Here is an 18,261-nt window from a genome sequence, read left to right as displayed (position 1 = left end):
TCTCAATGTATCGCTAAGGTAGCCTCAGCGTATGTTATTTACTGGCTAAACGTTTTTCGATAGCGTCGAACAGTGCACCCATAATATCAACGTCGAATGCCGCTTCTATCTCACGCACGCAGGTGGGGCTGGTAATATTAATTTCAGTAATTTTGTTACCAATAACGTCAAGACCTACAAACATAATGTTGTTAGCCTTGAGGGTTGGTGCAATAGCCTCAGCAAGCGCACGGTCGCTATCTGAAATGGGTTGAGGGCGACCGGTACCGCCTGCCGCCAGGTTACCTCGTGTTTCGCCCTTAGTAGGCAAACGAGCAAGGCAGTAAGGCATTACTTCGCCATCAACAATAAGTACGCGCTTGTCGCCGTCTTTAATTTCAGGCAAATACTCTTGAACCATCATATAGCGCGTGCCAAGCTTGGTCAGCGTTTCAATGATTACGCCCAAGTTATTGCCGTCAGGTTTCACGCGAAAAATAGATGCGCCACCCATGCCATCTAGGGGCTTACAAATAATGTCTTGGTGCTTGGCGTGGAATTCGCGAATAAGGGGCTGATTATTCGACACCAATGTGCTTGGAATATGTTCTGGGAAGTAGCTTGTGAACAACTTCTCGTTGTAATCACGCAAGGCCTGTGGATTATTGACTACCAAAGCTCCTGCATCCTGCGCTAATGACAGCATTTGCGTTGCGTATAAAAACTCGCTGTCAAAAGGCGGGTCCTTTCGCATAAGAAGTACATCAATATCACCTAAATGGACAATGGCTTCGTCTTCTATGGAGTAAAAGTCGGACGGTTGGTCTTTTACTGTCACGGTTTTAGCAATCCCCATAGGCTTACCATTATCAAAGAATAAGTCTTTTAATTCGAAGTAAACCACTTTTGCACCGCGGCGTTGCGCTTCAAGCATCATTGCGAAACTGGTGTCTTTATGCGGTTTAATATCCGCGATTGGGTCCATTATTACGCCAACGGTATATTGCATTGTGTTCTCACTTCGGAATGTGGGTAAGGCATAGCGCGGTTTCGCGCATTTATTAACTATAGTTGATATGTTGGGGCATAAAAGCCCCAGTTCAAGCGTATTTTTGTTGCATGATTGCGCAAGCTTGGGTTTTATAAATCGCCATGCTGCGCTTGAAGAATACTTAAACTTGTAATGGCGGCCGTTTCGGTTCGTAAAATACGAGGGCCTAAACTTGTCGACTGATAGCCGTTTTCATTGGCAAGGTGAATTTCAGCTTCTGACAAGCCTCCCTCTGGGCCAATTAACAAGCGGTAGCCTTGCGCGTTGTAAGGTTGACGAGCAAGGCTTTGCTCGGCCCCTGGCGCTAAAACGAGACGTGTTGTGGTAGTAGAGCTGGCAAGCCACTGATTTAGTGAGACGGGCGCGTTCAACGTAGGAAGATAGTTTCTACCGCTTTGTTCACAAGCTCCAATAATGATTTTTTGCCACTGCTGCAGCTTCTTTTCCCAGCGAGCTTCATCTAGTTTTACCGTGCAGCGCTCGGTAATAATTGGTGTAATTTCAGTAACGCCAAGTTCAACGCTTTTCTGTAACACCGTGTCCATTCTATCGCCCTTCGACACGCCTTGACCGAGGTGTAAGTGAAGTGGAGATTCCTTTGCGATTGAAAGGCAGGCGTCTGCCTCAACGATGACTTTCTTGCGCTGAATACTGATAATTTGGGCGCTATACTCGTTTCCGTCACCATTAAAAAGCACAATTGGACGGTTGGGCTTTAAACGAAGCACAGTAGCAATATGATGGCCTGCATCATCTGTTAGCGTGAATTCTTGTTCTAGCGGAATAGGGTTGGGGTAATAAACTCGAGGTATGCGCATGCCAAACAGTATAGAAAGATTTGGGCCTTATGATACTTGTCACTTAACGTATGTTGCAACGCTGATTTGCATTGCGAGCAGAGAAGTGATGTTGAAATGGCGATGTAGAAGTTAACAAAACCGCATAAACCATTGCGGGCAAATAGAAATGGTGTAGCTACAAATACAAATATCCGAAAGCACCTACACCATATTAAGCGGTATTTAGTTTACGGCGCCTTCTTCGGTGCGCGCATACTTCGTGTGCCTACCTTTATCTGTGCGTAAAGAGTACAAAAATAGACACAAAACAACTGAAAACAATGTGATGAGTAGCAACATGTGTGAGTCCTTTACTTTACATCGTATGCTAAAGCTCTTCGAAACCTAGTGCGCTTTGTTCCTGCTTTTTACATAAGCATTTGTTGAGTTGCGCGGTCTCGACGTACGACTTTAGTTTACTATTTTTTGTTTAAAAAAGCACCAATAAAAATAGCTTGTAGTTCTTACACTTCCGGTAAAAATTCCGAAAACACAAAGCTTACCAAGCCCATTAAAATTCGAGGAAAGTATCCACCGATTTAGTGACATTGATATTACAACTCAATAAAAATATCGCTACCGAAAAAGGGTGTTACTACCCATACGTAAGTATGCGAAAAATCGAATAAACTGAAATGTAAAATGCAGATCTATTAGGCTTTTGGATAAAAAGTACATAATTCGGCGCTTGCTCTATTGGTGTAAATTAAAATACCTGATACGGTATTCATACATTTACATATGCCCTTGTGCATGTGCGTTATGCAGCGTAGTACGTTGGCTTGGAAAATAATAAGGAACACATTGTGGAAGAAAAATTATCGCTTTTTTCAGCAAGTAACATTGAAGGCTATATTAATGATTATGCTATTCCATGGGGCATAAACATCGCTATGGCGATTGCCATTTATGTTATTGGTAGACTTGTTGTTGGCTTTCTACTATCAGTATTCAGACGCTTGATGGCAAAGTCGAAATACGACAACATGCTGGTAGATTTCTTAGAGTCTATTCTAAGCGCCATTTTAATGCTGTTCGTTATTGTGGCATCGCTTGATCAGCTAGGCGTAGATACCACATCACTCGTTGCTATTTTAGGTGCCGCTGGTCTCGCTATTGGTTTGTCACTACAAGACTCGCTGAAAAACTTCGCTGCAGGTGTAATGCTTCTTGTGTTTAAGCCATTCAAAGCAGGTGATTTTGTGGAAGCGGCTGGTACAGCAGGCTCTGTCAAGAAAATTGGTATTTTCACTTCTATTTTGAACACGCCTGACAACAAAGAAATTATTGTCCCTAACGGCAAAATTTATAGCGACAACATTACCAACTACTCAGCCAAAGACACGCGCCGTGTTGATATGGTTGTGGGTATTGGTTACGACGCAGACTTATTAAAAGCCAAAACCATTCTTCAAGAAATGGTAAAAGAAGATAAGCGTATTCTTGATGAACCAGCGCCAACGGTAGCGGTTTCTGAACTGGCTGACAGTAGCGTTAATTTTGTGGTTCGCCCATGGGTGAATTCTCCTGATTTTTGGGCGGTTAAGTGGGACTTTACCGAGAAGGTGAAACTGCGTTTCGACGAAGAAGGCATTTCTATTCCATTCCCACAAATGGATGTTCACTTGCACAAAGCAGACAGTGAGTAAGCTGTATTGCATCAAACAGAAAGCAAAAAAACGCCGCTAAATGCGGCGTTTTTGTGTTTAAAAGGCAATCGTAATCGTTTGAAAGGTTAGCGCGTACAACTAGGACGGGATGACGCTGCCTGGTAGTCTGCATAAGCGGCTTGCATGTTGGCTTGTAAGTTGTCGATACGTGTTTGCGGAGCCGGGTGAGTAGACAAGAATTCCATTGGTCTTTCACCACCACTTGCCGCGTCCATGTTTTGCCATAAATTAACAGACTGTCTTGGATCAAAGCCTGACTTAGCCATTAATTGAAGACCAATCACGTCGGCTTCCGATTCATGTGTTCTACTAAATGGCAGCTGAACACCTACCTGCATACCAAGACCAATGGCTGCCATGATAGGCCCTGATTGAGGTACTTCATTAGCCGCAAGCACTTGGCCTACAGCTTGTGAGCCCACGTTAATCAGCGTTGATTGCGACATGCGCTCGTTACCGTGCTCGGCAATAACATGACCTACTTCATGGCCTATAATGGCGGCCAGCTGATGCTGATTTTCAGCAACATTTAATATACCGGTATAAACACCAATTTTACCGCCAGGCAGGGCAAACGCATTGATTTGTTCATCGTCAAAAACTACCACTTCCCATTCGCCGCTAAATACGGTGGAGGGTACCTGTGCTGTTATGGCATCCGCTACACATTGTACGTAGTCGTTACTTACAGATTTGTTCGAAATTTTTAGTTCTTCTTTCATACCCGTAAATGCCTGGCTGCCCATTTGAGCCAGCTGGTCTTCTGAGTACAGTAAAACTTGATTGCGGCCAGTTGGCGACGTTGCGCATGCGGTTAGTGTAAGCACCGCTGCAATAACTGCCGATGTTGTGAATTTCAATTTCATGTAGGTTCCTTATCGTCTTTACTCGCCATGGGCTATCCGAATATTGCTATATAACTGCTACTTAATAGCTAGTACTTTTAACAGAACTGGGCGTTAATTAAAATATTGTTGTATTGCTAGTTTATCACCATGGTGAATTCGAATGCACGATTAAGCTTGCGCACGGCTTTGTTTGTATTTGGTTAAGGTAACGTTCATCTACACTAAACTACATTGAAGCAGTCGGGCTTTTTACTGGAATACTATTATGACTGTTTCTCTATCTTCAGCGGCACTTTCCGCGGTACCTTCTTGTGTGTCTTTAGCGGTGCGTTTCACACACTTTTGTTCTGTCTTTTCTCGTCCTACGAAGGTCAAACTACTGGGTTTAAGTGGCCTTATGTTGTTAATGAGCGGCTGCACCTCGGTAGGTGAAATATCTAACCAACAGCGAAATCAATTCGTTACTACGTTTTACGCTACCGTTGCCGATGTTAGGCCTATTCAGTTTGAATCTCACGCGCAAGAGGCAGCAGCTATGGGCGCTGTAGAAGGTGCACTTTTCAACTTTGGTGACGACGACATGCTGTTTTCCGCGCTTTTCGGTGCCGTTTTCAGCGGTATGGCGGTATCGCTTTTCGAAGGCGATTTAAATGGCTTAGAAGTGGGCTTAGAAGCGGTTGATGGTGATTACGTGATTGTAACAACAGAACAAGACAACCTAATGGTTGGAGATTGTGTGAGTGTGCGAGTAGGTAGCGAAGTGGAGATGTACCACGTGTCGCCCTTAAACTGTTCTAGCGACATCTGATTTCGTTCCTTAATTACTAAAACACTTTAACTATCAGACAGTTTCTTAACGCTTTGCCAAATTAATTTTTGTGTCATAAACTGGGGCTAATTTATACATAGAAGTTAGATGATTTTTCTGGTGTACTGGGTATAGATGCGTCAGCAGCATTTGTAAATGCTTACGAAAATAAAGTGGTATAAACAATAGTTGCCGCATAGACGCCATAAGAAAGTACGACACAAATACAAAAAGGAAATAAAATGGCAGTGCGTAATAAGTTTAAGTATGGGTTACTTGCATTTTTGGTTTCGGCGTCTCTTGCCGGCTGTGGTCTTGATGGTGACGATGGAGTACAAGGTGAGACTGGTGCACAAGGCCCTCAAGGGGAGCAAGGCGAAGCAGGTGAAAACGGTGCAGACGGTACCGATGCATCTGTTGGTATTGCAATGGACGTTGTGGGTCGTGCATTTTTAGGTAATTCTGCCGCAGCTGAAATTGTTCAGTATCATGCTGCTACTACCACTATTTACGCAACCAACGGCGACACGAATACCATTTCAATTATTCCAGCTGCTGGTGTTTCAACAGCCACAATGGCTGACCCAATTAATACTACTACGCTTACGCCAACTAGTCTTAGCTTACCAGCAGATATAAATGGCGTTGCGCTTGGCAGCCTTACCAGCATTGCTATTAGTGGTGACCTAATGGCCGTAGCCGTACCGGCAGCGGTAGCAACGGACAACGGTTATGTGCTTTTCTATAGCGGTCTAGATTCATCTGCACCTGCTTTCCTAGATTCTGTTGAAGTTGGCGCACTACCAGACATGGTTACTTTCACACCTGACGGTGGCAAGGTCTTAGTGGCAAACGAAGGTGAACCTTCTGGCGACTACACCATTGACCCAGTTGGTTCTGTTACCGTAATCAACATTCTTGCAAGCGGTGAGCCTGAAGAAACAGGCACAACGGTTGGCTTTACTGCATTCAACGGTTCGCAAGCTGACTTAATGGCGCAGGGCATGATGTTCCCTAATCCTTCTGGTCGCACAATTAACGGTACTGCCATTGCTACAACGGTAGCGCAGGACCTTGAACCTGAATACATTACAGCAACAAATGATGTTGCTTACGTAAGCCTTCAAGAAAATAACGGCCTTGCAGTAATTGACTTAGAAGAGCTAACTGTTGATGTTGTAGGCCTTGGCACCAAATCATGGGCTGGTCTTAACATTGATGTTCAAGAAAACGGTTCGGTAAGTTTCGGTCAATACACTGGTTTATATGGTGTATATCAGCCAGATACCATTGCTAACTTCACTTGGAAAGATGCAACGTTCGTAGTAACTGCAAACGAAGGTGATGCGCGTGAGTACTTCTTTGCTGCAGCAGATGCAACAGCGTGTACTGCAGCGGGTGGTCTTGAGTTTGATGCTGATGACGGCTGCTTAGCGTATACCGACGAAGTACGAGTATCAGATCTTACAGCTGAAGCTAATTCTGAACTTGCTATGCTGCAAGCTACTGGCGAAGCCGACGATTTACGCGTTACTACAGCCATGGGCGATATGAATGGCGACGGTGAATTTGACGCGGCGTATGCTTACGGTGCTCGTTCATTTACTATCTGGGATCAAAACGGCCTAGTGGTATACGATTCAGGTGATGACTTTGAGCGTATCACGGCATCTGTTCACGGCGAACTGTTTAACAACGGTGATGACGAAAACGTAGGCGACTCGCGTTCAGAAAATAAAGGTCCAGAGCCAGAAGCGCTGACAGTGGGTCAAGTGGGCGACCGTACGTATGCCTTTATCGGCACAGAACGTATGGGCGGTATCTTTGTATACGACGTTACTAATCCTTACGATGTGCAGTTCTCAGAGTATGTGATTAACCGTGACCTAACGGAAGGCCTTACAGCTGACAACGTAATTGGCGACCTAGCACCAGAGAGCCTAGTGTTCGTAAGTGCTGAAGACAGCCCAAGCGGCGTGCCACTTCTTATCGTGGGTAATGAAGTTAGCGGTACCGTTACCGTATGGCAAATTAACCAGCTGTAATTGAATCGTTCACCTACGTTAGGTGATTCGTAGTCTAAAAGCCTCGCAATTGTGCGGGGCTTTTTACGTTTTAGTCCACGTGATTGTGCGCTAATAGTTACAGCGCAATCTGTTTTGAGGTAAGCTATGACGCATAATACGGGGATATAGAGTTAAGCTCTTGTATCTCTGACAGATAAAATTTATACAGCAATGCATCGCGCGGTATTTGCCTGAACGCTTTTTCTTTGTATGCAGGTGGGTTGCTGAAAGGAAAAAAGAGAACGGTTATGTCTCATCAAGTTGTTATTAGTGGTGTGGGTGTATGGCACCCTCAAGAGAGTATTACCAACGAAGAGCTTGTAAATAGCTACAATGCTTACGTTGACGCATTTAACAATGAAAACCAATTAAAAATAGAGGCTGGCGAAATCAGCGCTATGCCATACTCTAGCGCAGAGTTTGTCGAAAAAGCATCGGGCATTAAAAGCCGTTATATCTATAAAAAAGAAGGTGCGTTAGACATTGCGCGAATGAAGCCAAAGATTGAGCCTAGGGCTGACGATGAGCTTTCACATCAAGCCGAAATTGCCGTTGAGGCAGCTAAACTTGCACTAGCGTCTGCGAATCTTGAAGGCAGCGACATTGATGCCGTTATTGTGTCATGTGCCTACACACAGCGTGCCTATCCAGCTATTGCTATAGAAGTGCAAGAAGCACTGAACATTGAAGGTTTTGGTTTCGACATGCTGGTGGCTTGTTCGGCTGCCACATTTGGTATGCATCGCGCCTATGAAATGCTCTGTGCTGGCAACGCCAAGCGCGTGTTGGTAATAAACCCAGAGCTGGTGTCACCACAAATTAATTACACCGATAGAGACAGCCACTTTATCTTCGGCGATGTGTCTACCGCTACCGTGCTGGAGTTAGCTGAAACAGCAAAAGGTGACCATGTGTATGATGTGTTGAGCACAAAGGCACTGACTAAATTCTCAAATAATATTCGCTCTAATTTTGGTTACATGACACGCGCTGAAGACGTTGACCCATATGGACCAGATAAGCTATTTCATCAGGCTGGACGCAAAGTATTTAAAGAAGTGTGTCCTTTGGCAGCAGCGCACATAGAATCACACCTAGCAAGTCACAATATAACCCCTGAAGGCGTTAAGCGTTGGTGGTTACACCAAGCCAATATCAATATGAATACGTTGATTTGCAAACGCTTATTGGGGCGTGAAGCAAACCGTGAAGAAGCACCTATTGTGCTTGATGAGTTTGCGAACACAGCATCAGCTGGCTCGGTCATTGCTTTTGGTCTAAATCACAAAGACTTGGTTTCTGGTGATGTTGGCGTGTTGTGCTCGTTTGGTGCGGGTTACTCCATAGGGTCTTTGGTTATTCGCAAGCGCTAAGTAAGTGTAAACACGGCGCGCTTTGTGTATTTCGCCGAAGAAAGTTCGCGTTATACACTAAGCGTGGTGAATAACACTGCATTAAGCCGCCCAATTAAAAACACTATAAGGGTGAGAAAGGGATGATTTCAGATATAGGCTATACACTTAATAGCCTAGCGCATTTGGTGCTGTTACTGCTATTGCTTACCGTAAGAAAGCCCGGTGTGGCAAAGCACTTGTTGGTATTAGCAACTGCTGCAACCTTTGTTTGGTCATCAAGCCTTATCACCTTCTTATTTGGCCCCATTGCCCTTACCGGCCTGTTAAGTGCCGATATACTCAAGCAATTGGCATGGCTGCTTTTCTTAGCTGCCTGTATTCAAACCAGCTTTAAAAGCTTTTCTGACGTTATTAAACGTCCTGCCACTTTAATTATTTTAGCACCTGCTGTTGCCGCACTACTGGCGCCCTATTTGTTAGCGGTGAACCCCGCGTGGAGCTTCTTAGCGTTAATTGTATTGTCGCTTGAAGTGCTGGTGCTGCTTGAGGTTGTCTACCGCCAAGCGGGCAGGGAGCAGTGGGCATTCAAACCGCTCATTATTTATCTTGGCGCTACTAACCTATTTGAATTCGTGACTTATGCCAATGCCACAATGGTGAATCAGGTTGAAATAGGTTACATCGCTGCACGTGGCTATATCTATTTCTTACTTATGCCTCTTTTGGTTATTTCTATCCGCCGTATTCAAAACTGGGGCATTGATATATTTATCTCTCGCGATGTGGTGCTTCACAGTTCATTACTGTTAGTGGCGGGTGGATATCTGTTTGTTATGGCTATTGTAGGATACGCCATCAATTATCTTGGCGGTAATTGGGGAGCAACAGTACAGATTATCCTTGTGGTCATGTCGTTCGCACTGCTTGCAACGGTGTTCTTGTCTACCGCTTTTAGAACTAAAATTAAAATATTCATCACTAAACATTTCTTCGCTAATCAGTTCGACTATCGAGTAGAGTGGGTAAAGCTGACACAGTGGCTTACACGCACAGGAGGCAGTACTTCAGATGTCTATCATACGGGCCTTACTGGCATGCTAAACGCCATACAGTATGAGTCTGGTGAACTGTACAAAATGACAAACGATGGTTTCGAGCAAGTAGCTAAAGAGCAGCCGTCAGCAGACGCAGGCAATGAAAGTAATAAAGGTGATGAAGGCAATAAAGAGAACAACTTCGCTATTTTACATGCCCTTGCACAGTACAGTGGTAACAACGGTTGGATTATTGATACCGATGCATACCAAGTAAAGCCGTTCGATTACGATGGGCTAAAGCTGGATAGAAACTCGCTAAAACACTATGGTTATCAACTTTTCGTGCCCTTCACAAAAGACGGCGGCCTATGGGGCTTTGCTGTTTTGGCATCGGGTGATAAAGAGAAAAGAAACTTAAATTGGGAATTAAAGGACTACCTAACCGCGGTATCAGAACAAGTGGGTACGTATGTTCAACACTACGAAGCTGCACAAGTGGTTGCCGAAAATGCACAGTTTGCAGCGTTTAATCGCATGTCGGCGTTTGTACTGCACGACCTTAAAAACGTGCTTGCGCAGGTAGATTTAATTCTTGCTAATGCCCAGCAGCACAAACACAACCCCGAATTTATTGAAGACACCTTTGAAACCCTTGAGCATACTAAAGCCAGAATGGAAAAAATGCTTAAGCAGCTTACCGACAAAAAAGCAGTAGAAGAGGGCGTTAACGATGATTTTTTACTCTCTGAAATTGCAGATGACGTGGTGACGAAAAGGTGTGGCGGCTTGGCGCCCATACCAACGGTTCACGTGCTTAGCGAGTCGTCGGTAGTTGTAGATAAAGACAAAGTAGCAAACGTGCTGTATCACTTAATAAGTAATGCGCAACAGGCCACCGACGATAGCGGGAGCGTTGATGTTGTGGTTACCACTGATAATCACAATAATGCGCAGCTAGTAATGATTGAAGACACGGGTATTGGAATGGATAAAACGTTTATTGAAGAGCGCCTTTTCAAGCCATTTGATACCACCAAAGGCAATGCCGGTATGGGTATTGGTGCCTACGACGCGAAAACCTACATTGAATCAATAGGTGGAAAGCTAGTAGTGCAAAGCGAGCCAGGCAAAGGGAGCTGTTTTACACTGCACTTTCCGTTAGGATAGTAGGGCGTAATTTCCAGTGCTATGGAAGAAGTTAATAGATAGGACGAAAAAATGACTGATACCGTTTTGGTAGTAGACGATGATTTAGGTATCCAAAAACAACTAAAATGGAGCCTAACCGATTACAACGTTGTGTTTGCAGACGATCACACTTCAGCCATTGCTCAGTTGCGTCGATTCGAGCCCAAGGTAGTTACGCTAGATTTAGGCCTACCGCCAGACCCTGCTAATGCATCTGAAGGCCTTCGTATACTTCACGATATTATTTCGCTTGCCCCTCGCACAAAGGTAATTGTAGTAACGGGGAATAACGACAAACAAAATGCCCTTAAGGCAATTGATTTTGGCGCTTATGATTTCTATCAAAAGCCAATAGATTCCGACACTATAAAGCTATTGGTAAACCGTGCATTAAACCTTGCAAAGTTAGAACATGAAAATACGGTACTTGCGCGCACACGTCAGGGCATGTCGCGCATAGTAGGTAATAGTGAAGCCATTCAAAAAGTAGTGCGTCGTGCTGAAAAAATTGCCAATACCGACATTAGCACGTTGCTACTTGGCGAGAGTGGTACGGGTAAAGAAGTGTTTGCGCGCAGCATTCACGAGCATAGCCCAAGAAAAGACAAGCCATTTGTTGCCATTAACTGTGCGTCTATTCCCGAAAACTTGCTAGAAAGTGAGCTATTTGGTTACGAGAAAGGCGCGTTTACTGGCGCGAATAAAACCACGCTAGGTAAAATTGAAACAGCGCAGGGCGGAACCCTATTCTTAGACGAAATTGGTGATATGCCTATTGGTCTTCAAGCAAAAATGCTGCGCTTCTTACAAGAGCGTGTTATCGAGCGTGTGGGCGGTCGTAATGAGATCCCGGTGGATATTCGCGTTATCTGCGCTACGCACCGTAATTTGCAAAATATGGTTGCCGAAGAGACCTTCCGTGAAGATTTGTATTATCGTGTGGGTGAAATGCCGATTATGATCCCGCCGCTTCGTGACCGCGACCAAGATATTATCTTATTGGCGCGCACGTTCTTGAATATCTATCGAGAAGAATTTAAAGCCAAGGCAAAAAGTTTCTCAGAGTCTGCCGTAAATGCCATGCTAGCGCACAAATGGCCGGGTAACATTCGAGAAATGCAGAACAAGCTGAAGTCTGCAGTAATTATGGCTGAAGGCACAGTTATTCAGCCGGATGATTTAGGGCTTATGCCAGTGGATGCCGCGGACGAACCTGAAACACTCAATCTTCGAGAGGTACGTGAAATTGCTGAAAGTCGCGCAATTCGCAAAGCGTATCTCAAAGCAGAAAAAAATATGTCACGTACTGCTGAATTACTTGGTGTTACGCGTCCTACGCTGTATTCGCTAATCGACAAATATCACATGGAAGATATTAAAAGTTCAGACTAGCGTTAAGCTCATATCTTTAACCACACCTTTACTTACAACCGAACCCTATCGCCAGTTTTAAAATACAAATTGGCGATGAGGTTCAATGCGTACGTCATGACCCGTGAATACCACGTCTACACGAACGCTTCTGTCACTTCTTTTCTCGGTAAACAATGTACTGCCGCAGACATTGCAAACATGATGCGTGTCGCCGCAGGCCTCGTTAAGTTTCGCTAGCGCAGATGGTGATGCGTCTACGAAAAGTTTATCTTTGTCGACATCGATGCTAAACGCTCGATTATCGCTGTTGCTAAGGGTCTCGTAATCAGTATCAAACTCATCAATATGGTCAACTTCAAACTGCACAGCGCCACAGCTACAGGTACCTTTATACATTCTGCTACTCCTCAGGGTTCTCCGGCCACGTAATACTTGCTATGTTGTTAAACGAGGTCACAATTCTTGAACTTGGAAAGTTAAACTTGTTATCTAATGCTGTTCTGTTTTTGCCTTGATCATCATACGTTTCGACAACGCCTATCCAGCCATTTCGCCCCGAAAGTTTGGCGGCATAAAGGGCGTAATCGACTACGGCAAATGTGTGTGCCCATACCTCATCAAAGTTTTCACTGCCGTTTGATGAAGGCGGTAACAAAGAAAAACCTACGCTACAGGTTATGGATATCGGGTCATTCAAACCTACATCAAAGGCAGAGGTGGCTACCATTTCTCTGCAACGCTCAGCAAGTTCGGGAAGCTCTTCACGGTTGGATTGACGACAAACCACTAAGAATTCTTCGCCACCCCAGCGGATAATAAGGTCGGTCTGCCTAAATACATTTTTGAGAATTTGGGCAAAGGCCGACAGTACCTTGTCTCCTGCAATATGACCGTAGTCGTCGTTGATGCGTTTGAAATGATCGATATCGACAAGTAGGCACAGTAAATCTGCTTTTTCTGAACTGGTGTTACCTTGTTGCTTGGCGGCGAACTGGCTTCTTTTTACTTCACCAGGTAGCTGAGATTCTAGGTAATGACGATTATAAAGCCCCGTTAATGGGTCGCGCAGACTAACTTCTTCCAGTGTTTTATAAGCTTGTTCAAGCTCGCTATTTTTCTCTTGTAGGCTAAGGGTCTGCTGCCTTACCTCTCGACGCAGAAGTATGGTTTGCTCGCGCTGCTTGTAGCGGCTCCACACCAAAAATAACAGCAGTAAGCTAGCAAGTGAAATACTCCAAAATAGAGTGGTTTGAAGGCGTTGACGTTCAGCTTGCGCCAGCGCGAGCTGTTTAGATTCTTGAAGTTTCTCTAAGGTTCTAGACTGGCGTACCAATTCTATTTCAGCTTGAAGACCTTCGATGGCATTTTTGTTTTGAGAGTCGAGCATCGCTTCGCGAAGCTGTTGAATTACCGACTGTATATCTAACGCTTTTTTAAATTCACCTAACGACACATAGGCACTTAATTGTATAGACAAAAAGCTTAACTGTTCACGCAGCTGCCTGTTTTTTCGGGCATCCACTGTACCTATTCGCGCGTGATAAAGCGCTTGTTTAAAGTTTTGTTCTTTCATGTGTGCTTCAGCTAAGGCAAGACGACTTTCTCTCACTAACTTAGCTTGACCTGAAGAATTGGCAAAGCTCATTGCCTCTTGCAGTAGCGCTCTACCTTTAACAATGTCACCATTTTCAACAAGTGCTTTGCCCATTAATAAACGAGCTTGAGCAATAGCGCTGTCATCGTTAGCTGCAAGCAAAAGTTCTAAGCCGCCAGAAATCGACTTCATTGCCAGTTCATTGGAACCGCTTTTTAATTGAAGGGCACCAATGCGAGTTTTAATAATGCCTAAAAGGCGTTTATCGTTTAGTGGGCTTACCGCATCAAAAGCGTCTTGGTAGTAGGTCTGTGCTAGCGTTGTTTGGTTAAGCAGGGAATAAATATCCCCAATTCTTAACAGACAATTGCTTGTTTGGTTGATGTCATTTACATCTCTAAAGTAGTTAAGTGCCTCTTTAAGCGGTTCAAGCGCTATTTCTATCTCATCTTGGGCTTGGTGCAATATGCCAAGTTCAAGCTGTAGCTTGGCTTTTAGCTCTCGGTTGCGCTCTATTTGCGCAATAGACATGGCGCGTCTTACAAAGGAAAATGCAGAGGTATAGTGTGTTAGCTGGCGCTCGGCAATACCTAAATACAGAAGTGCAGATGCCATATTCTGAAGGTCGCCCTCTTGTGTGTAGCGCTCTAGGGCTGCATTAAATAAGGCTTTTGATGCTTCAAAACGAGACGCTTTCTGTAGGCGAACGCCTAAGTTGAAAAACAGATCGGCAGACACATCGTTTTTTTGAAGCGCTTGTTCAAGTAGCAGTAATGCTTTGCTTTCAGCAGTGTCGTACTGCTTAGTGGCAAGCAAGTGGTTTATGTCGTCAATTGGTGTGTTGCCAACGTCTTGAGCACGCGCCGCTGGAGCACATACTAGCAAGCAATAAACCAGCACACACCCTAGTATCTTCAACGTATGCACTCCCTTAGACCCCATCAAATCCATATCTCCATATAGTGACTTATGCCAAGCATACCTGCGGCAAAGTGTTAAACACTTTGACCTTGATCATAATGATACGTTTTCGTAATTGAAGAATAAAACGTTGAAAGCGCGTATTTAGTTTTATACGTGGGTTTATAAATTGATTAGGAAGTTCCGTCTTCCTATATCTGCCTAGGCAATCAGGGCTATTCAGTCCTGATTTAGTAATGCGGTGTGGTCTTGTATCCACTCTCGAATAAGCGCCGATTTAGCCTTGCCGGTTTGTGCTGAGAGAACGGAGAGTTTCTCTATACACTCTGGGGTAAGCGTAAATGTTGCATGGCGCATACCCTGTGTGCGCTGAGGCTTTTTAATTGGCACCACTTTGTCTATCGATGAAGTTGTGCCGTGACGCGTTTTTTCTAAATTAATGTTTGGATTATTAGCGTTCGTTTTGTGCGAGCCTTTACTTTTGCCTTGTGCATAAAGTAGAGCATCATCAATAAACGCTTCTACCGAGCGAAGCGACGGTCTAGCTGACGGCTTCGACTTTTTGAGGTTGAGTAAACTCATAAGCGTCCTCCACTTTGCCCGCTAACAGCTCTTCAAATAGCGTACGAATTTCGTGTGCCGCCTTGCCCTCTGGCTCGCTTTCAATAACCGATTTACCTGATTCTTCCGAATCGTCGTACATATTTCGGCTAAATGTCACTGAATTTAAAACGGGAATACCAAATGAACGGCATACCTCTTTGGCTTCTAGAATTCGGCTGGCCAAACTTGGCAATGATGGGCATTGCGTAATGACAAATGCAGCATTCATTTTAGGGTTTACCATTTTGCAGGTAGACAGAATGTCTTCCATGTGAGGAACCGTTTTTAGATCGCGACGTTTTGGGCGCAAAGGAATAAGAATATGGTCGGCTACTGCCATTGAAGAGCGAAGCGCTAGGTTGTCTTGTCCACCACAATCAATAACAACATAGTCGTAGTATTGGCGAAGGCTAAGTAGTTCGTTGCGTATTTTGCCGTATAACTGAACGCAGTTTATTTCCGCTAGCCGAGGGTTTGCTTTACGCTCTTGGATCCAGTCAGATGTCGTTCGCTGAGGATCACAATCAACCATTAATACCTTTGCCCCTTTTTCGGTGCGAAGATACACAGCGATATTTTGTGCCAAACAGCTTTTTCCGCTGCCACCTTTCTCACCACCCACTAAAATGATCATGGCGTTAGTCCTCGATTGTTACTATCACAAAGCTATATAAAGCAATAAAAACACCGCAAAAGTGGAAAAATGAAAGCGCCACTGCTGCAGATTACTGCTAATAAGCATAGGCAGCAGACGGTGAAGGTTCAGCATCAAAATTGATATTAACGAATGCTCAGTGATACCTATTGATTTGTTGTCTTACTCAATCTAGTCTCTAATTAATTGCGTATAACACTTGAAATTAACGTTACATAACAGTGCAGAGGTCACTATGTCAGCAAGTCGATTTACGTCCAAAGAAGGGCAAACCGTTCCTAAGGTGTCATTCCCGTGTCGTGAGGGTGAAGCGTGGGTAACGAAAACCACGGAAGAAATTTTTTCAGGCCGAAATGTCGTGGTTTTCTCATTGCCAGGTGCGTTTACACCAACCTGTTCATCAACCCATTTGCCACGATACAACGCGTTGGCGAATAAGTTTGCTAAGCACGGTATTGATGAAATTGTTTGCGTGTCGGTTAACGATACATTTGTGATGAACGCATGGGCCGCCGATCAAGAAGCCAGCAATATTACCGTTATTCCAGATGGAAACGGGGAATTTACTGATGGTATGGGAATGCTGGTTGATAAAGCGGAGCTAGGCTTTGGTAAGCGCAGCTGGCGTTACTCAATGCTGGTAAAAGACGGTGTTGTAGAGAAAATGTTTATTGAGCCAGATGTAGAAGGCGACCCCTTCGAAGTGTCTGATGCTGATACCATGCTTGCGTATATCGCGCCTGATGAAGAAGCAAAAGCGCCTGTGTCGCTGATTACTAAACCTGGATGCCCGTTCTGTGCAAAAGCGAAAAAGCTGCTTGAAGAAAAAGAATACGATTATGAAGAAATCGTTCTAGGTAAAGATGCTTCATTAACCAGTTTAACTGCTATTTCTGGCAGAGAAACTGTGCCGCAAGTATTCATTGGCGGCAAGCATATAGGTGGTTCAGACGACCTAGAAGCGTATTTTAGTTAAGCAAAGTAGATGTAATACAAGTACTTTTTACAGGCGGGAGCATGTTATCATGGTCCCGTTTTTTATTTTGGCGACGCCTACGGAGACTCACGGTGCAATTTAAGTTTGTTGTTATGCTTGTCACGCTGCTTACCTCGCTTGTTCTAATAAACCCTGCATTGGCGAAGATTAGTGATACAAAAGCCTCAAATACTGCATTTAAGGCCTTCTATGAAAAAGAATGGGGCCAAGTTCAGCCTTGCCGAGAAACCGCTTTGAATAAATTTGGCGTGTGTAGCAATGTACTTCGTAACGAAGGCAATGCACCGTTTATTTTAAATAATAAAACCAGCGACAAAGTGGCTGTGCTGGTACACGGTCTTAGCGACTCTCCGTTTTTTATGCGCGCAATAGCCGATATTTTGTTTGAGCAAGGTTTTACCGTTGTAGTACCGCTTCTACCGGGGCACGGAAAGCGTGATGCCGATGATGATATGTCCGATTGGGATTTGGCAGAGCGTTGGCAGGTACATGTTGATGAAGTGATTAGTCTTGCTGACAGCATGGGAGATACCCTTATTGTAGGCGGGTTCTCAACGGGCGGTGCATTATCGGTAGAGCACTATTTAAGCCAGTTAGGTGAGGGCAATAGTGAAAGTAACAGCAATAATATCGACGGCTTGATGTTATTCTCTGGTGCGCTTGCTTTATCTGAAAACGCGGAAGGTATGTCGCGTATTTGGGGCATTAAGTTACTGGCGCGCATTATCGATGGTACTTATGAAACACATGGGCCAAACCCTTATAAATACCCAAACGTGGCAGGGCTTTCAGGGTTAGAATTAATGGATTTAATCAACACTATTCGCGATAAATTCGAAGAAGGAAAGCGTATTGACGTTCCGGTATTTGCTGCCCATTCTCAAGCAGACGTTACAACGCCAATTAGCGGTATAGAAAACCTTATGCAATACAGCGAGGGCAACAACACCTTCTTCGTTATTGATGAATCGTATGCGCTTTGTCATGCCGATGTAGTGGTAAACCCGCCGTTATTAAAAGCGATGAACTTCAACACCGGTATGGTAAATCAACAGGAAGAGTGCGCAGTACCGCAAGCCAACCCTTTGTTTTCAACAATGGCGATGATGTTACGCGAATATGTGAAACAGTTTTAGTTTGAAATACAGGGCTGTTGAACGTTATTAAAGATGCCCAAAAGCATTTACTTGAAAATAAAGCTTTTATGGTAACCGTGTTTCAGCCTTTACGGCCTTAATTGTGTATGGCTTTCATAGCTTTACTGAATACAACGTAG

The 18,261-nt window shown here is 44.3% G+C and carries 15 protein-coding genes; 8 read left to right on the top strand and 7 right to left on the bottom strand.

The genetic code is table 11. The features are described 5' to 3' along the window. Positions 1-34 precede the first annotated feature (34 nt). Positions 35-988 carry a glutathione synthase gene (gene gshB, locus V7R35_RS05120; RefSeq protein WP_334013633.1) on the bottom strand — a complete coding sequence of 318 codons (954 nt, stop codon included), beginning with the start codon at positions 986-988 and terminating at the stop codon, positions 35-37. Between the two features lie 131 nt (positions 989-1,119). After that, positions 1,120-1,848, bottom strand: a complete 729-nt coding sequence (locus V7R35_RS05115; RefSeq protein WP_334013632.1) for a 16S rRNA (uracil(1498)-N(3))-methyltransferase — start codon at positions 1,846-1,848, stop codon at positions 1,120-1,122. An 827-nt stretch (positions 1,849-2,675) separates the two neighbouring features. Between V7R35_RS05115 and V7R35_RS05110 the strand changes: the two genes are divergently transcribed. After that, a complete protein-coding gene (locus V7R35_RS05110) occupies positions 2,676-3,518 on the top strand; it encodes a mechanosensitive ion channel family protein (protein WP_334013631.1) in 843 nt (280 codons plus the stop codon). An 86-nt stretch (positions 3,519-3,604) separates the two neighbouring features. On the opposite strand, the gene V7R35_RS05105 is transcribed toward V7R35_RS05110, so the two are convergent. Further along, positions 3,605-4,405, bottom strand: coding sequence for a M48 family metallopeptidase (locus V7R35_RS05105; RefSeq protein WP_334013630.1), 801 nt, complete (start codon positions 4,403-4,405; stop codon positions 3,605-3,607). A 247-nt stretch (positions 4,406-4,652) separates the two neighbouring features. Here V7R35_RS05105 and V7R35_RS05100 point away from each other — a divergent pair, with 247 nt between their 5' ends. From V7R35_RS05100 to prsR, 5 genes are all read left to right on the top strand, one after another. Next, complete coding sequence (locus V7R35_RS05100; protein ID WP_334013629.1) at positions 4,653-5,195, top strand: hypothetical protein; 543 nt, start codon at positions 4,653-4,655, stop codon at positions 5,193-5,195. A 242-nt stretch (positions 5,196-5,437) separates the two neighbouring features. Next, a complete protein-coding gene (locus V7R35_RS05095; protein ID WP_334013628.1) occupies positions 5,438-7,240 on the top strand; it encodes a choice-of-anchor I family protein in 1,803 nt (600 codons plus the stop codon). A gap of 269 nt (positions 7,241-7,509) precedes the next feature. Continuing rightward, complete coding sequence (locus V7R35_RS05090; RefSeq protein WP_334013627.1) at positions 7,510-8,634, top strand: beta-ketoacyl-ACP synthase III; 1,125 nt, start codon at positions 7,510-7,512, stop codon at positions 8,632-8,634. A 122-nt stretch (positions 8,635-8,756) separates the two neighbouring features. Further along, positions 8,757-10,820 carry an XrtA/PEP-CTERM system histidine kinase PrsK gene (gene prsK / locus V7R35_RS05085; protein WP_334013626.1) on the top strand — a complete coding sequence of 688 codons (2,064 nt, stop codon included), beginning with the start codon at positions 8,757-8,759 and terminating at the stop codon, positions 10,818-10,820. 51 nt (positions 10,821-10,871) lie between these two features. After that, entirely contained in the window at positions 10,872-12,233 is a 1,362-nt protein-coding gene (gene prsR, locus V7R35_RS05080) for a PEP-CTERM-box response regulator transcription factor (protein WP_334013625.1), read from the top strand. A gap of 57 nt (positions 12,234-12,290) precedes the next feature. On the opposite strand, the gene V7R35_RS05075 is transcribed toward prsR, so the two are convergent. From V7R35_RS05075 to V7R35_RS05060, 4 genes are all read right to left on the bottom strand, one after another. Continuing rightward, entirely contained in the window at positions 12,291-12,611 is a 321-nt protein-coding gene (locus tag V7R35_RS05075; protein WP_334013624.1) for a GFA family protein, read from the bottom strand. A 4-nt stretch (positions 12,612-12,615) separates the two neighbouring features. Beyond that, positions 12,616-14,751 carry a diguanylate cyclase gene (locus tag V7R35_RS05070; protein ID WP_334013623.1) on the bottom strand — a complete coding sequence of 712 codons (2,136 nt, stop codon included), beginning with the start codon at positions 14,749-14,751 and terminating at the stop codon, positions 12,616-12,618. A 198-nt stretch (positions 14,752-14,949) separates the two neighbouring features. Beyond that, the gene (locus tag V7R35_RS05065; RefSeq protein WP_334013622.1) at positions 14,950-15,312 is read right to left on the bottom strand and encodes a ribbon-helix-helix domain-containing protein; all 363 of its coding nucleotides are present in this window, start codon (positions 15,310-15,312) and stop codon (positions 14,950-14,952) included. Next, a complete protein-coding gene (locus tag V7R35_RS05060; RefSeq protein ID WP_334013621.1) occupies positions 15,272-15,967 on the bottom strand; it encodes an AAA family ATPase in 696 nt (231 codons plus the stop codon). Before V7R35_RS05060 ends, V7R35_RS05065 begins: the two co-directional genes overlap by 41 nt. 256 nt (positions 15,968-16,223) lie before the next feature. On the opposite strand from V7R35_RS05060, the gene V7R35_RS05055 reads away from it, so the two are divergent. Both V7R35_RS05055 and V7R35_RS05050 read left to right on the top strand, forming a co-directional pair. Continuing rightward, entirely contained in the window at positions 16,224-16,964 is a 741-nt protein-coding gene (locus tag V7R35_RS05055) for a glutathione peroxidase (protein WP_334013620.1), read from the top strand. Between the two features lie 113 nt (positions 16,965-17,077). Next, positions 17,078-18,121 (top strand): alpha/beta hydrolase, encoded by a 1,044-nt coding sequence (locus V7R35_RS05050; protein ID WP_334013810.1) that lies wholly within the window; start codon positions 17,078-17,080, stop codon positions 18,119-18,121. Positions 18,122-18,261: the final 140 nt, after the last annotated feature.

This window comes from Alteromonas sp. S167 (genome assembly GCF_036864375.1).
Taxonomy (GTDB): Bacteria; Pseudomonadota; Gammaproteobacteria; order Enterobacterales; family Alteromonadaceae; genus Alteromonas.
This window is presented reverse-complemented; position numbering and strand designations above follow the sequence as displayed.